The sequence below is a fragment of the Pseudomonas sp. MDT2-39-1 genome (genome assembly GCF_054898085.1).
Genome location: NZ_CM142716.1, coordinates 2,840,988 through 2,856,227, shown reverse-complemented (window position 1 = coordinate 2,856,227; position 15,240 = coordinate 2,840,988). Strand labels below are relative to the sequence as shown.

Below are 15,240 nucleotides of genomic sequence, written 5' to 3'. Positions count from 1 at the left end.
CAAAGTGGTTCAAAAAAGAAAAATTTGGAGCATTACGAATGAAGGCATTAGGAAAAAAGCTTGCTGGCAAGACACTCCTCGCCATGTCCCTGATGGGCATGATGGCGGGTGCGGTTCAGGCGGACGACAAGGTGTTGCACGTCTATAACTGGTCCGACTACATCGCTCCGGACACCATCAAGAAGTTCGAAACCGAGTCCGGCATCAAAGTCGTTTACGACGTCTTCGACAGTAACGAAACCCTGGAAGCGAAGTTGCTGGCAGGCAAGTCCGGCTACGACATCGTCGTACCGTCGAACAACTTCCTGGCCAAGCAGATCAAGGCTGGCGTTTACCAGAAGCTGGACAAGTCCAAGCTGCCTAACTGGAAGAACCTGAACCCTGACCTGCTTAAAGCGGTGTCGGTGAGCGACCCGGGCAACGAACATGCTTTCCCGTACATGTGGGGTTCGATCGGTATCGGCTTCAACGCCGAGAAGGTCAAGGCGGCACTGGGTGCCGATGCGCCAACCAACTCCTGGGACCTGCTGTTCAAACCTGAAAACGCCGCCAAGTTGAAGTCGTGCGGTATCAGTTTCCTCGATTCGCCAACCGAGATGATTCCGGTGGCGCTGCACTACCTGGGCTATCCAACCGACAGCCAGGACAAAAAACAACTGGCCGAAGCCGAAGCACTGTTCCTGAAGATTCGTCCTTCGGTGGGCTACTTCCACTCGTCCAAGTACATCTCCGACCTGGCCAACGGCAACATCTGCGTCGCCGTGGGTTACTCGGGTGATATCTACCAGGCCAAGTCCCGTGCGGCTGAAGCCGGTGACAAGGTGAAAGTCAGCTACAACATTCCGAAAGAAGGTGCAGGCAGCTTCTATGACATGGTCGCCATCCCTAAAGATGCCGAAAACGTCGAAGGCGCCTACAAGTTCATGACCTTCCTGCAGAAGCCGGAGATCATGGCTGAAATCACCAACGCCGTACGCTTCCCGAACGGAAACGCGGCCGCCACCGCATTGGTCGATAAAGAAATCACCGCCGACCCAGGCATCTACCCGCCAGCGGACGTGCTGGCCAAGCTGTACGCGATTGCCGACTTGCCGGCCGCGACCCAGCGGATCATGACGCGCAGCTGGACCAAGATCAAATCGGGTAAGTAAGAAGTAGACCCCGTAGGAGCGAGCCTGCTCGCGATAAAAGCTGCAACACCGAGGGGTGTCAGACACCCCTCGTTATCGTTGGCGACCATCGCGAGCAGGCTCGCTCCTACAGGGATATCTGCATAAAAGTTTTGCTGGAACGGTTTTTCGAAGGTAAGTTGCGCGCCGGTTTAGTTGCCGGGCAGCCATGGCTGTCATGTAACGCGGGGCAACTTGGGCCCAACTAATTTTAGAGGACCTCCACGTGCCTATTTTTTCTTTGTTGCGCAATGCACTACGGGTCGGCGCGGGGCTGACGTTTGCTGTCAGTGTCCAGGCTGCCGGTACCGTGCATATTTATAACTGGTCGGACTATATCGGTCCGACCACCCTGGCGGACTTCCAGAAAGAGACCGGCATCAAACCGGTGTATGACGTCTTCGACTCCAACGAAACCCTGGAAGGCAAGTTGCTGGCCGGGCGTACCGGTTACGACGTGGTGGTGCCGTCCAACCACTTCCTCGGCAAGCAGATCAAGGCGGGCGCGTTCCAGAAGCTCGACAAGTCGAAACTGCCGGACTATGCCAACCTCGATCCGGTGCTGCTCAAGCGTCTTGAGCAAAACGATCCGGGTAACCAGTACGCCGTGCCGTACCTGTGGGGCACCAACGGCATCGGTTACAACGTCGACAAGATCAAGGCTGTGCTGGGCGTCGACAAGATCGATTCCTGGGCTGTGGTATTCGAACCGGAGAACATCAAGAAGCTGCACAGCTGTGGTGTGGCGTTCCTTGATTCTGCCGATGAAATGATGCCCGCCGTCCTCAACTACATGGGCCTCAACGCCAACAGCACCAACCCCGAAGATTACAAAAAGGCCGAAGCCAAGTTGCTGGCGGTGCGGCCTTACGTGACGTACTTCCATTCTTCCAAGTACATCGCCGACCTCGCCAACGGCGACATCTGCATCGCCATCGGTTTCTCCGGCGACATGTTCCAGGCCAAGGCCCGCGCGGAAGAAGCCGGCAAAGGCATGAACATCGCCTACTCGATTCCGAAAGAGGGCGGCGCGCTCTGGTTCGACATGCTGGCAATCCCCAAGGATGCGGCCAACGTCAAGGAAGCCCACGCCTTCATCAACTATCTGTTGAAACCCGAGGTGATCGCACAAGTCAGTGACTCTGTTGGCTATGCGAACCCCAACCCTGGCTCGGACAAGTTGATGGAACAGTCCATCCGCACCGACGAGTCGGTTTATCCGCCGCAAGCAGTTCTCGACAAGACTTATGTGTCGGTCGAGTTACCACCAAACATTCAACGTTTGATGACCCGCAGCTGGACCAAGGTCAAGACGGGTAAATAGCGACAAGGCTCAAACTATCCAAAGTTCGCTCACCTTGAGCGAACTGCACTCTTTTTTTTGGGAGTTTCGTAAATGGCAGTTGCCTCCGGCGCCTATAAGAAAGCCCTCGAGGGCGACCAGACACCTAAACAGGTGCTGGTCAAAATCGACCGGGTCACGAAGAAGTTCGACGAGACGATTGCCGTGGACGATGTGTCCCTGGAAATCAAGAAAGGCGAGATTTTCGCCCTGCTCGGCGGTTCGGGATCGGGCAAGTCCACGTTGCTGCGCATGCTCGCAGGCTTCGAACGGCCCACGGAGGGGCGCATTTTCCTCGATGGCGTAGATATCACTGATATGCCGCCGTACGAGCGGCCGATCAACATGATGTTCCAGTCCTACGCCTTGTTCCCGCACATGACCGTGGCGCAGAACATCGCCTTCGGCCTCAAGCAGGACAACATTCCTGCCGCTGAAGTCGATGCCCGTGTCGCGGACATGCTCAAGCTGGTTCAGATGACGCAGTTCGCCAAGCGCAAGCCGCATCAGTTGTCCGGTGGCCAGCGTCAGCGTGTGGCCCTGGCGCGTTCTTTGGCCAAGCGGCCGAAGCTGTTGTTGCTCGACGAACCGATGGGTGCGCTGGACAAGAAGCTGCGCTCGCAAATGCAGCTGGAGCTGGTCGAGATCATCGAGCGCGTCGGCGTAACCTGCGTCATGGTGACCCACGACCAGGAAGAGGCCATGACCATGGCCGAGCGCATCGCGATCATGCACCTGGGCTGGATCGCCCAGATCGGCAGCCCGATCGACATCTACGAAACCCCGACCAGCCGCCTGGTCTGCGAGTTCATCGGCAACGTCAACATCTTCGACGGTGAAGTGATCGACGACGCCGAAGGCCACGCGACCATCACCTGCAAGGACCTGGACCGTCAGATTTATGTGGGCCACGGCATCAGCACCTCGGTGCAGGACAAATCCGTGACCTACGCGATTCGTCCGGAAAAATTGCTGGTGACGCCGATCCAGCCAACGTGCGAATACAACTGGTCCAGCGGCAAGGTGCACGACATCGCCTACCTCGGTGGTCACTCGGTGTTCTACGTCGAACTGCCGAGCGGCAAGATCGTCCAGTCCTTCGTGGCCAACGCCGAACGTCGTGGCCAGCGCCCAACCTGGGGTGACCAGGTTTACGTGTACTGGGAAGACGACAGCGGCGTGGTGCTTCGCTCATGAACATGCGCAAATTCAAACGCCGCCTCAATCGAATAATTCCCGGTGGCCGCCAGCTGGTCATCGGGGTTCCGTTCATCTGGCTGTTCCTGTTCTTCATGTTGCCGTTCTTCATCGTCCTGAAGATCAGCTTCGCCGAAGCCGACGTCGCTATTCCGCCGTACACCGAGATCTATACCTTCGCCGAACAGAAGTTGCAGCTGCTGCTTAACCTCGGCAACTACGCGATGCTGGCCGGCGACGAGTTGTACATCGCCGCCTACCTCGGTTCGTTGAAGATGGCGCTGATCAGCACCGTCCTCTGTCTGCTGATCGGCTACCCGATGGCCTACGCGATTGCCAGTGCCCGTAAAGAGATGCAAACGGTGCTGGTGCTGCTGATCATGATGCCGACCTGGACTGCGATCCTGATCCGCGTCTACGCGTGGATGGGCATCCTCAGCAACAACGGCCTGCTCAACGGTTTCCTGATGACCATGGGCTGGATTGACGAGCCGCTGCAGATTCTCAACACCAACCTCGCCGTGTACATCGGCGTGGTGTATTCGTACCTGCCGTTCATGATCCTGCCGCTCTACGCCAACCTGGTGAAGCACGACAACAGTCTGCTGGAAGCTGCATCCGACCTGGGTTCGAGCACCTTCAACAGCTTCTGGAAGATCACTATTCCGCTGTCCAAGAACGGCATCGTCGCCGGTTGCATGTTGGTGTTCATTCCGGTCGTGGGTGAGTTCGTGATCCCGGAACTGCTCGGCGGTCCGGAAACCCTGATGATCGGTAAAGTGCTCTGGCAAGAATTCTTCAACAACCGCGACTGGCCGGTGGCATCTGCCCTGGCGGTGGTGATGCTGTTGATCCTGATTGTGCCGATCATCCTGTTCAACCGCAGTCAGGCCAAGGAAATGGAGGGTAAAGAATGAAGCGCTTCCGTTTCTCAAGTTTCATGCTGGTAGCGGGTTTGCTGTTCATCTACGCGCCGATGCTGATCCTGGTGATCTACTCGTTCAACGCCTCCAAACTGGTGACGGTGTGGGGTGGCTGGTCGATCAAGTGGTACGTCGGCTTGATGGACAACACCCAACTGATGGGGTCGGTGGTGCGCTCGCTGGAAATCGCCTGCTACACGGCGGTAGCGGCGGTGGCGCTGGGTACGTTGGCGGCGTTCGTCCTGACCCGTATCACCCACTTCAAGGGGCGCACGCTGTTCGGTGGCCTGGTCACCGCGCCGCTCGTGATGCCCGAAGTGATCACCGGTCTGTCGCTGTTGCTGCTGTTCGTGGCGATGGCGCAGATGATCGGTTGGCCACAGGAACGCGGCATCGTCACCATCTGGATCGCCCACACCACGTTCTGTGCGGCGTATGTGGCGGTGGTGGTGTCGGCGCGGTTGCGTGAGCTGGATCTGTCCATCGAAGAGGCGGCCATGGACCTGGGTGCGCGGCCGTGGAAGGTGTTCTTCCTGATCACCATCCCGATGATCGCGCCCTCCCTGGGGGCCGGCGGCATGATGTCCTTCGCCCTGTCCCTGGATGACCTGGTGTTGGCCAGCTTCGTCTCGGGGCCGGGTTCCACGACCCTGCCGATGGAAGTGTTCTCGGCGGTGCGTCTGGGGGTGAAACCCGAGATCAACGCCGTGGCCAGCCTGATTCTGCTGGCGGTATCGCTGATGACCTTCCTGGTCTGGTTCTTTAGCCGCCGTGCCGAAGAAGCGCGCAAGCGTGCGATCCAGCAAGCGATCGAAGAAAGCGCTGCCGACTCCTGGAAGCAACCGGACGTGCGTCGCGCGCAGGCGCCGGAAGCGGCTTAAAGCGTTGGCCACAATTACGTGGCCAACCCCGATCCAAATGTGGGAGCGGGCTTGCTCGCGAAAGCGGTGTATCAGTCGACATCTCTATGACTGACGCGGCCTCTTCGCGAGCAAGCCCGCTCCCACAGTCGTTTTAGGAAACCCAAGGCGATTTGCGGATGATCTCGACAAAGTTCATCGGCTTGAAGCCCGGCTCGCTGTCCACCAATACATCCGCGTTCACCGTGCCGAACGTGGTGTCGGGTTTGTGTTTGAAGCCGTTGGCGAACGCACACAGGATGCATTCCTTGAACCCCTCGCCCCGTGGATGCGCATGCACTACCGCTTCACGCTGCACCGTGGAAAACGCGGCGTAGTCGATGCCCAGCACATCCATTTCCACACCAGCGGTGACCAGCGCAACGTTAGGCCGCAAGTGTTGCGGCACGCCCGGCGTGGTGTGCAGGGCAATCGACAGCCACACCTGTTCGATATCGCCATCCGACAAACCGTAAGGCTGGAGGAACGCCTTGGCGGCGTTGGCGCTATCGACTTCGAAGCGCTCGTTGTCCGTGCGATGACCTTCCACCAGGCCCAGGTCATGGAACATGGCGCCGACGTAGAGCATTTCCGGGTCGTAGGCCAACTGCTTGCGCTCACCGCTCAGGGCGCCGAACAGAAACACCCGGCGCGAGTGGTGGTAAAGCAGGTCGGACTCGGCATCGCGAATGTATTCAGTGGTGGCCCTGGCCAACGCGCTGTCGGGGATTTTGATACCGGCAATGTTGCTGCTCATGGTGCTTTCCTCGTGGGGAACGCCGTGGCGGCGCTGATGGAGCAAGTCTGTTCCCGCCTCCCCAACCGGACAATCGATCCATGGCTGCGATCCCGGCCAATGAACAGGCATATCGCGCCAACCTCGCTTGTTGCGCCCGGATTGGCTAAGTTTGCTCTCTGTGAATGGTCTTTTGTGGCGAGGGGATTTATCCCCGTTGGGCTGCGCAGCGGCCCCAAAAAGTCTGGGAGCGCTGCGCGCTCCAACGAGGATAAATCCCCTCGCCACAGGTGATCCGTAGAGGCAATCGAACCATGAGTAAAACCGTTGCCATCGTGGTGTTCGCAGGCGTCCAGTCGCTGGACGTCACCGGTCCCATGGATGTGTTTTCCGAAGCCAACCGGTTCCTCGCACCGCACGACCATTACCGGTTGGAGGTCATCGGCGTCGAACGCGGGGCGATGCCGTGCTCCAACGGTTTGTCACTCAGTGCCCATCGGCATTTCAGCGAAGCGCTGGAGGCTTATGACTTGCTGCTGGTGGCCGGCGGGCCGCAGTTGCCGTTCCTGGATTTTGGCGCGGCATTCGATGCCTGGTTGCGTGATGCCAGCGCGTTGGCGCAACGGTTTGGCTCGATCTGCAACGGCGCGTTCATGCTGGCGCGAGCCGGATTGCTCGAAGGACGGACAGTCACCACCCACTGGGGCGATGCAGCGGCGTTGGCCACCTTGTGCCCGTCGACTCAGGTTGAGGCCGATCGCCTCTACGTTCAGGACGGCGAGCTCTTCACCTCGGCCGGGGTCACGGCGGGGATCGATTTGTCGCTGTACTTGCTGGCGCAGGACCACGGGCCGGAGGTGGCCTTGAGCGTGGCCAAGCGGCTAGTGGTGTTCACCCAGCGCTCGGGCGGGCAATCGCAGTTCAGCCCGTTCCTCACGCCCCACGCCGAACCGACGTCGGCGGTGGCACTGGTGCAGCTCTACGTCCTGGCCAACCTCACAGGCGACTTGACCATTGCCGATCTGGCGAACGCGGCCAACATGAGTGCGCGCAACTTTTCCCGGGTGTTCACCAAGGAGGCGAAAATCACCCCGGCGGAATTCGTCGAGCGGGCGAGGGTGGATGCGGCGCGGGTGCTGCTGGAAAGCACACATTCACCGCTCAAGACGGTGGCGTATCAGTGCGGCTTTCGCGATGCCCAGCATATGCGCACGGTGTTCAATCGCAGGCTGGGGGTGACGCCGCAGCAGTTCAGGCTGAATTTTGCGGCGATGGTTTGAGCAGGAATTTGTGTTGTCCTTAAGGGCCTCTTCGCGGGCAAGCCTCGCTCCTACAGGGGTATGCGGTCATCTGTAGGAGCGAGGCTTGCCCGCGAAGACGTCGGCCCGGTCAACCAAAATCTACGGCGCAGCCCGCGCCGGCAAGAACTTCAACGTACTGCGCGTATTGGCCGTGACTTCTTCGTCATTGAAATGCGCCTCGTAGTAAATCCCTTCGACATACGCCTCAGCCTGATCGTCGTAGTGGCTGTCGAATGGCACGCCGCTCTGGCCGACCGGGTTGATGGTCAGGCTGTGGGCCGGGTCGGCGAAGTCGATCAGCCGCCGGGTCGACGGACCATATGTCACGGGCCACGGTGCCGGGCCGATTTTGGCCGAGAGGTTGTTCGGTACTTCATGGGTGCCAGGCGCCGCGAACGGGCCGACGTTGAAGATCCGGTTCAGCGGCTTCTGCATCCCCAGCGGATGGCCGTGAGTCAGGGTGTGCGCCTTGCCCCACTGCCATAGCGCGAAGTCAGCGCCAAGGGTGGTCTTGAGATGGGCGATGCTCGCTTGCCAGGCCACCTTGACCGTGTCGGCGCGGGTCTCCTTGCCGAGGGTGTTGCGGTTGTCCCACCACGGCGAGTCGGCGGTCGCGGCGAGGCGTGGTAGCGCAGCGTCGATCACACGGGTCGAGAGCAAAGTTTCGAAAAAATCATTGCCCAGCTCATCGTGCATCGTCGCGTCAGCCAGGTTGAACAGGAGCTGGTTGAACAGCGTGGCGATGGTGGAATCCAGCGGGTAATCGCCTTTCCATTGCGCCAGTTGCTCCACCAGTTTGAGTTCGGCAGGATCGCTGACCACTTCACGCAGGACCGGCAACAACGGTGCCAGTAAGCGCGGGCCGTAGGCGGTGGTGGTGCCCAGTTGCAGCTTCTGGTTCGCCTCGTTGTCCCACTTCACGCTCTTGTCGCTGAGCTGGCGATTGAGTTGCTGACCCCGGTCGGCGAGGTTGTAGTAACCGGGTATCTCCATGCCGGTCGGCGACACCGGTTGGAAGTTGGCCGAGACGATGTAGCTACGCGCCGGGTTTTCTTCCTGCGGGTTGGCGCTGAACGGGTAGAAACCTTCCTTGTCCGCCTGATGGGTGCTGCCGTCGAGGATGAAGCCGGGTTGCACTCCGGCGGCGCGTTTGGGCAGCAGCGCCGAGGCCCACCAGCCGATGTCACCCTTGGCGTTGGCGTAAACGATGTTCAAGCCCGGCGCTTGAACCTTGGCCGCTGCGGCGCGAGCCTTGGCCAGGGTGTCGGCGCGGTTGAGCTGGTAGAAACCCTCGAGGATCGGGTTCGGCGTTTCAAGGAACGCCCACCACATGGCCACCGGCGTCTTGCCGGCGGCGGTGCCGAGTGCATCGTTGATGATCGGGCCGTGGGGCGACTGGCGCAGTGTCAGCGTGACCGGCGCCTGGCCCTTCACCGCGATCTGTTGCTCGGTGTTGACCATGTCGACCCATTTGCCGCGATACCAGACCTGGTTCGGGTTGTCCGGGTTGACCTTCTCGGCGATCAGGTCGAGGTCGTCGTTCTGGAACATCGTCAGGCTCCAGCCGAAATCCAGGTTGTGGCCGAGAAAGGCAAACGGCACCAGTGCCTGATGATGGCCGTACAGGTCGAAGCCCGGCGCCGACAGTTGTGCCTCGTACCAGACCGACGGCACCGAGAAGCGGATGTGCGGGTCACCGGCCAGCAGCGGTTTGGCGCTTTTGCTGCGGTTGCCGGAAATCACCCAGGCGTTGCTGCCTTCGAATTGCGGCAGGCCGTTGTTGGCCAGCGCCTGTTCGCTCAGGCGGGCGAGCGCGTTCAGGTCTTTCCAGTCACTGGCGGCGAGGGCGGGGCCGGGTGTTAAACGCGATTTGGCCAACACGCCTTTGGGCTGCCAGTCGAGCTCGAAAATGTTCAGGTACTCGGCGCCCAATTGGTCGCGCACAAACGTCAGTAAAGGTTCGGTGCGAAACGCTGCGGCGAAACTGTAAGCCATGTACCCGGCGACGCTGATGCTGTCTTCGGCGGTGAAAGGGCGCTTGTGGATGCCCAGCACGTCGAACTCCATGGGCGCCGCGTGAGTGTCCTGATATTGATTGATGCCATCCAGATAGGCTTCCAGCGCCTTCCACGCCGGTGACTGACGATCCAGCGCGGCCACGTAACTGTCGGCGCGTTCGCGGATGCGCAGGCTGCGGAACAGTTTGTCGGTGTCGAGCAGCTTCGGGCCGAGGATTTCTGCCAGCTCACCCCGGGCGAGGCGGCGCATGGCTTCCATCTGGAACAAGCGGTCCTGGGCCTGCACATAGCCGAGGGTGCGGTAGAGGTCGGTTTCGTTTTCTGCGCGGATGTGCGGCACGCCGCGCTCGTCGTAACGCACGGTCACCGAGCCCTGAAGGTGCTGCAACTCCACCTGGCCCTGGCGCGTCGGCTGCTTGATGTACACGTACCCGCCGACCCCGATGACGAGCGTGACGATCAGCAATACCAGTACGGTCAGGACGCGTTTCATGGTGACTCCTTGTTCTTCGGGATTGCCGCCCGTGCGGGCTGCAAACATTTAGCACAGACCTCCTGTGCCGGGCATCGCGGTCCTGGAAAAGTCAGGATTGCCTTACTTCACTTCCTCCGGCCAAGGGCAGTAGCAGCCGACCGCCAGCGTATGGGTGGCGCCCACTGCGCGACCTTCACTCAGTGCTTGCAGGATGGGCTCGATAAAGCTGTTGTTCGAATTGCAGGTCAGGCCTTCGCTGTACGGACCGAAATACGCCAGTTTGCCGCTGCGATCCCAGATCGCCACCGCCGGGCTGGCGGGGATCTGTTCGGAGCCTGGGAGCACGGTGATGGTTTTCAGGCTGCTCAGGGTGCTGGGCAACTGACCGTGGCTGCCGGGTTTTTGTACCGCGTAAAACTCCACGCCTTGCGGCACGTAGTGCTCAACCAGTTCGGTCAGGTGTTGTTGGTTGCCGACATTGCACGGGCAGGCCGGATCCCAGAAATGCACCAGGCGAATGGCGCCGGGGCCGGCCAGTTCGTCGGGCAGGCGCAGCGGATCGCCGGAAAATACCGCGGTGTGTGAACTGAAGGCGCGCAGGTAGCGCCCCTGAAACCAGTCATAGGCCGCCCACAAGACGCCGGCGCACACGAGGGCGAGCAGGCTGGCAAGCAGTGTGGTGCGGTAGGCCGGACGCATGGGTTTCAATCCTCGAAGGTCGGCTAGCTTGCCATGCTTGCCGCGACAGATGAATATCGCAGGCCCATAAAGTCTGTTTAGCGCTCTGGATTAGCCCATGTCTGCCATTTTCGACCCCGATCATTTGCGCGCCAGCCTGCGGCCACTGGCCGAGTGGCAGCCGCTTTCGGTGGAAGCGCTGGCCTATCAGCGGTTCTACGGTCTGGATTTTCCGGGACGAACGCAGCGCTGCGGGTTGGGGCGGTTCGAGGTCGATGGCTATGAAGTGGTCAGCCAGGTCTGGTGGCCCGAGCGGGCGAAGGCGACGCTGTTTCTGTTCCACGGCTTCTACGACCACTCCGGGCTTTACCGGCATGTGATCGAGTGGGCGCTGGATCAGGGCTTTGCGGTGATTGCCTGCGACTTGCCGGGGCATGGTCTGTCCAGCGGTGAACGGGCGAGCATCAAGGATTTCGCCGAGTATCAGCACACGCTGGAAGGGTTGCTTGCCGAGGCGCAGTCGCTGGACCTTCCGCAGCCTTGGCATCTGTGCGGGCAGAGTACCGGCGGAGCAATCGTGATCGATCACGTGCTCAACCAAGGCGCGAACAGTCCGGCGCAAGGTCAGGTGATTCTGTTGTCACCGCTGGTGCGGCCGCGCGCCTGGGGTTGGTCGCAGCTCAGTTATTACCTGCTCAAGCCTTTCGTCAAAGCTATCGCCCGGCGTTTCAGCGAGAACTCCAACGACCCTGACTTTTTGCCGTTCCTGCAAGCCGATCCGTTGCAACCGCTGCGACTGCCAACGGCCTGGGTCGGAGCGTTGGCGCGGTGGATCAAGCGAATCGAGGCGGCACCGAACAGTCCACGGCGTCCGCTGATTGTGCAGGGGCAGGCGGACATGACGGTGGATTGGGAGCATAACCTTGAGGTGTTGAAGGCCAAGTTCGATCGGCCGCAGGTACTGATGTTGCCTGAGGCGCGGCATCATTTGGCGAATGAGACGGTGGAGATGCGGAGGGAGTATTTCGGGTTTTTGACGAAGCGGATCAAGGGTCGAAATCTTTAGCGTTTGGCAGGGCCTCTTCGCGGGCAAGCCTCGCTCCTACAGGGTATGTGGTCATCTGTAGGCGCGAGGCTTGCCCGCGAAGGCAATCTCAAAGACGCCGAAGATTACTGGCTGAGGTTCGAGGTGCTCTGCCCCACCGCCAACCCCGCCCGAATCGCCGCCAACGCGGCCTGGTAATACGCCTTGCCCTCGGTGGACTCGGCAAACGTGGCGAACTCTTCCAGTTCTTCATCCGACAAGTCGCGATAGACATACAGCAGCGTGTTGTTCAGATCAGCCCCGATCTGGTCCATCAAGCGCTGGCGCTGGCCGTTCAACATGCCTTGCGCCTGACCACCACCGAGCAAACCGGGGATCATCGAACTCAGGCTGTCAGCCGCGACACCGGCAATCGCCAGGCTGACTTCCGCGCCGGCCTCGCGAGCGGGCAGGGCCTGGGCCAGGTGGCCGATGATCAACATGCGGCTGTCGCTGGCTTGAATCTTCGGTAGACCCTTGGCGTTTTTCGCCAGCTGATCGCGACGGGTCGCCAGCAGTTCGGCGGCGACGATTTTCTTGCCCAGGGGCGATTGAAAGAAGGTCAGTGCGGGTTTCGGGTCGCTGAGGCTTTTGCGCAATTGCGCTTCGGCGCGTTGGTCCACGGCCTGGGGGGCGAATCGTTGATTGCTGTTGTTCACCAGGGCCTGAAACACCGCCGGTGGCAGGCTGTTCTGGTAGCGCTGCTGAGCGGCTGAGAGGGCGTCGTTAAAATGCGCGCGCTGATCTGGCCAACCGGCGACCTTGTACAACTGGTCGTGGCCGTCTGCCCAAGCGGGCAAAACACAGAGCATCAGCAGTGAAAAAAGCAAACGGCGCATAGGGACTCCTGTCAGCAGGCGACTATTCTCCGTGCGGCTTCCGTACTTGTCGAGAATTCGTATCAGTAATCCGACAAATCCTCCGCTGCACGGCTCTGTCGGATTTGCAGGCACAGGAATACTATGCGCGCCATGCAAATATCCTCTGATCACCCGCTGCTGTTACGTATCGTCGACGACCTGGCCGAGCGCGGCTGGTCGCAGCAGAATATTTTCCTGCCTCTGGGTCTGACCCGGGAACTGGCGGCTGAGTGCCGTAAACGTGCAGCCGAGGGCGAACTGGCCCCGGCGGCCGTGGGGCGTGGGCCGACGTCGGAGATTCGCGAGGGGATTCGCGGCGACCACATCCAGTGGATCGAACCCGGCCAGGCGCTGGCGTGCGACAGGTACCTGGGCTTGATGGACAGCCTGCGCCAGGCGATGAATCGCGGGTTGTATCTGGGCCTGGAAGATTTCGAAAGCCATTTCGCGCTGTACCCGCCCGGTGCGTTTTACCTTAAGCATGTTGATCGTTTTCGTGATGATGACCGGCGCATGGTCTCGGCGGTGATCTACCTCAATGACGCCTGGCTGCCCGAGCACGGTGGCCAGTTGCGCATGTACCTGGATGAAGGCGTCGAACACGATGTGGTGCCCACCGGCGGATGCCTGGTGGTATTTCTGTCGGGTGAGGTGCCCCACGAAGTCCTGCCCGCGACCCGGGATCGCCTGTCGTTGACGGGCTGGTTCCGGCGTCGTGGTAACGAGCCGTTCTGATCATGCAGAAAATTCTGGTAAGCCGCTGCCTGCTGGGCCACCGCGTGCGTTACGACGGCGGGGCGAGCGGGCCGTTCGATCAGCTTCAACAGTGGATCGACGAAGGTCGGGTGGTGCCGTTGTGCCCGGAAGTGGCCGGTGGTTTGCCGACGCCCAGGGCCGCGGCGGAAATACCAGGCGGGCAGGGAGGTGATGTACTGGACGGGCACGCCTCCGTAATCACCACGGAGGGCGAGGACGTCAGCGCCGAGTTTCTCTCGGGGGCTTACCAGGCGCTGGAGTTGGTGCGACAGCACGGTATCCGGATTGCGGTGCTCAAGGCCAACAGCCCGTCGTGCGGGAATGTGCTGACGTACGACGGGAGCTTCAGCGGCGTGAAGGTCAGTGGCGAAGGGGTGGCCGCGGCGTTGCTCAAGCGCAATGGCGTGCAGGTCTTCAGTGAGCTGGAGCTGCCGCAAGCGGCGATAGCCTTGGCAACTCTGACCTAACACCCTACACAAAACCAATGTGGGAGCGGGCTTGCTCGCGAATGCGGTGTGTCAGTTAATAGAGATGTCGACTGATACACCGCATTCGCGAGCAAGCCCGCTCCCACAGGGGGTTATTCGTCAGTTTGGAGTCAGGGTTTTGGCGCCACACTGGTGTCCGCCTTAAACCACTTCTGCTCCAGCGCCTCCAGTCGCCCATCCTCCTTTATCCGCTTCAGCGCACTCTCCAGGCTGGCGTGAAATGCCGGGTTGCCCTTCTGAAACGGAATCGCCAGATCCACAGCCGGGGCGTCTTTCGGCTTTTCTTCCGTCAGCGACTGCACCAGCAGGATTGAACGCGGTTCTTCTTTCTGCGCGATCAATTGCGCATTGGTGTGAATGTAAGGCTCGGTGAAGTCGAAACGATCCTTGAGTTCCGGGGTCACTGCTATGTGGTTGATGGCGACGTCGTACTTGCCGCTTTCGACGCCGGTCAACAGATCGCTGGAATCGGTGACGACAAAGTCGGCCCGTACATCCAGTTCATTGGCCAGCAGTTGACCCAACTCGACTTCGAAGCCACGCAGTTGGCCGTCGTCCTTGAAATTGAAGGGCGGTGTATTCGCCTCAAGGGCAATGCGCAATTCGCCGCGGTCGAAGACATCGTCAATCAGTTCGGCATGAGCCAAAGGGCTCAAAAGGGGTAGCAGGCAGATCAGGCCAGGCAGAAAGCGCATGGTCACTCCTTTGAATTCATTATGGCGATGCTCTGATTCAGGCTCGCTTTGCTATGGTTGTCGAGGTCCTTCGACAACGAATGGCCGTGAAGTTGTCTCGGCCACGCGGATTTTACGGAAAAACTGGAGAAGAGAATGAAAACGTTTATGTCACGAGCAGCATTGGCTGGCCTATTGATGGGCGTTTCGGTGCTGGCCAGTGCTGCAACGCCGGCCCCCAAAGGGGCCGAAGTGTCCATCGTTTCTCCTGAAGATGGTGCGACTGTCCCGCAAACTTTCAAAATCAAATTCGCTGTGGAGAACGTTGCGTTGGCGCCAGCGGGCGATGCCACCAAGAATACTGGCCACCACCATTTGCTGGTCGATGCCAAGGATGTAGTTGCAGCAGGGGCAGTCATCCCGGCAGATGCCAATCACGTTCATTTTGGTAAGGCGCAGACAGAAACCGAGCTGACGCTGACACCAGGCAAGCACACCTTGCAGTTGGAGTTGGGCGACATGAACCATATGGCCTTCGATCCACCAATCGTCTCCGAGAAGATCACCGTCAACGTTAAGTAACCTTAGTTGCGTCCATGAAAAAGGAGACCCGAAGGTCTCCTTTTTTTGTCGCTCAAGT

15 protein-coding genes are annotated in these 15,240 nt (G+C 60.0%); 10 read left to right on the top strand and 5 right to left on the bottom strand.

What is annotated here, in order from left to right; genetic code table 11:
- Positions 1 to 38 precede the first annotated feature (38 nt).
- From ACYZTM_RS13710 to ACYZTM_RS13690, 5 genes are all read left to right on the top strand, one after another.
- Positions 39 to 1,151 (top strand): polyamine ABC transporter substrate-binding protein, encoded by a 1,113-nt coding sequence (locus ACYZTM_RS13710; protein WP_461988954.1) that lies wholly within the window; start codon positions 39 to 41, stop codon positions 1,149 to 1,151.
- A gap of 244 nt (positions 1,152 to 1,395) precedes the next feature.
- Entirely contained in the window at positions 1,396 to 2,493 is a 1,098-nt protein-coding gene (locus ACYZTM_RS13705; RefSeq protein ID WP_461988953.1) for a polyamine ABC transporter substrate-binding protein, read from the top strand.
- Between the two features lie 72 nt (positions 2,494 to 2,565).
- Positions 2,566 to 3,708, top strand: coding sequence for an ABC transporter ATP-binding protein (locus ACYZTM_RS13700; protein WP_461988952.1), 1,143 nt, complete (start codon positions 2,566 to 2,568; stop codon positions 3,706 to 3,708).
- Positions 3,709 to 3,743: 35 nt separating this feature from the next.
- Entirely contained in the window at positions 3,744 to 4,625 is an 882-nt protein-coding gene (locus tag ACYZTM_RS13695; protein ID WP_256656960.1) for an ABC transporter permease subunit, read from the top strand.
- Complete coding sequence (locus ACYZTM_RS13690) at positions 4,622 to 5,512, top strand: ABC transporter permease subunit (protein ID WP_131061052.1); 891 nt, start codon at positions 4,622 to 4,624, stop codon at positions 5,510 to 5,512. Before ACYZTM_RS13695 ends, ACYZTM_RS13690 begins: the two co-directional genes overlap by 4 nt.
- A gap of 133 nt (positions 5,513 to 5,645) precedes the next feature.
- Here the strand turns inward: ACYZTM_RS13690 and ACYZTM_RS13685 are convergent, their stop codons facing one another.
- On the bottom strand, positions 5,646 to 6,287 hold the full coding sequence (locus ACYZTM_RS13685; protein WP_131061053.1) for an HD domain-containing protein: 642 nt from the start codon (positions 6,285 to 6,287) through the stop codon (positions 5,646 to 5,648).
- Positions 6,288 to 6,580: 293 nt separating this feature from the next.
- On the opposite strand from ACYZTM_RS13685, the gene ACYZTM_RS13680 reads away from it, so the two are divergent.
- Positions 6,581 to 7,546 carry a GlxA family transcriptional regulator gene (locus ACYZTM_RS13680; RefSeq protein WP_131061054.1) on the top strand — a complete coding sequence of 322 codons (966 nt, stop codon included), beginning with the start codon at positions 6,581 to 6,583 and terminating at the stop codon, positions 7,544 to 7,546.
- Between the two features lie 120 nt (positions 7,547 to 7,666).
- Here ACYZTM_RS13680 and ACYZTM_RS13675 read toward each other — a convergent pair whose 3' ends face one another.
- Together ACYZTM_RS13675 and ACYZTM_RS13670 are read right to left on the bottom strand one after the other, a co-directional pair.
- The gene (locus ACYZTM_RS13675) at positions 7,667 to 10,078 is read right to left on the bottom strand and encodes a penicillin acylase family protein (RefSeq protein WP_461988951.1); all 2,412 of its coding nucleotides are present in this window, start codon (positions 10,076 to 10,078) and stop codon (positions 7,667 to 7,669) included.
- Between the two features lie 102 nt (positions 10,079 to 10,180).
- Positions 10,181 to 10,759: a DUF6436 domain-containing protein gene (locus ACYZTM_RS13670; RefSeq protein WP_131061056.1), complete on the bottom strand. Its 579-nt coding sequence runs from the start codon at positions 10,757 to 10,759 to the stop codon at positions 10,181 to 10,183.
- Between the two features lie 97 nt (positions 10,760 to 10,856).
- Here ACYZTM_RS13670 and bipL point away from each other — a divergent pair, with 97 nt between their 5' ends.
- Positions 10,857 to 11,804: a phospholipase BipL gene (bipL, locus tag ACYZTM_RS13665; protein ID WP_461988950.1), complete on the top strand. Its 948-nt coding sequence runs from the start codon at positions 10,857 to 10,859 to the stop codon at positions 11,802 to 11,804.
- A gap of 104 nt (positions 11,805 to 11,908) precedes the next feature.
- Here the strand turns inward: bipL and ACYZTM_RS13660 are convergent, their stop codons facing one another.
- A complete protein-coding gene (locus ACYZTM_RS13660) occupies positions 11,909 to 12,661 on the bottom strand; it encodes a DUF2059 domain-containing protein (RefSeq protein WP_131061058.1) in 753 nt (250 codons plus the stop codon).
- A gap of 123 nt (positions 12,662 to 12,784) precedes the next feature.
- Between ACYZTM_RS13660 and ACYZTM_RS13655 the strand changes: the two genes are divergently transcribed.
- Positions 12,785 to 13,417, top strand: a complete 633-nt coding sequence (locus ACYZTM_RS13655) for a 2OG-Fe(II) oxygenase (protein WP_131061059.1) — start codon at positions 12,785 to 12,787, stop codon at positions 13,415 to 13,417.
- A gap of 2 nt (positions 13,418 to 13,419) precedes the next feature.
- Entirely contained in the window at positions 13,420 to 13,905 is a 486-nt protein-coding gene (locus tag ACYZTM_RS13650) for a 2-thiouracil desulfurase family protein (protein WP_131061060.1), read from the top strand.
- 131 nt (positions 13,906 to 14,036) lie between these two features.
- On the opposite strand, the gene ACYZTM_RS13645 is transcribed toward ACYZTM_RS13650, so the two are convergent.
- Complete coding sequence (locus tag ACYZTM_RS13645) at positions 14,037 to 14,621, bottom strand: transporter substrate-binding domain-containing protein (protein WP_461988949.1); 585 nt, start codon at positions 14,619 to 14,621, stop codon at positions 14,037 to 14,039.
- Positions 14,622 to 14,756: 135 nt separating this feature from the next.
- Here ACYZTM_RS13645 and ACYZTM_RS13640 point away from each other — a divergent pair, with 135 nt between their 5' ends.
- Positions 14,757 to 15,182, top strand: a complete 426-nt coding sequence (locus ACYZTM_RS13640) for a DUF4399 domain-containing protein (protein ID WP_131061062.1) — start codon at positions 14,757 to 14,759, stop codon at positions 15,180 to 15,182.
- Positions 15,183 to 15,240 lie beyond the last annotated feature (58 nt).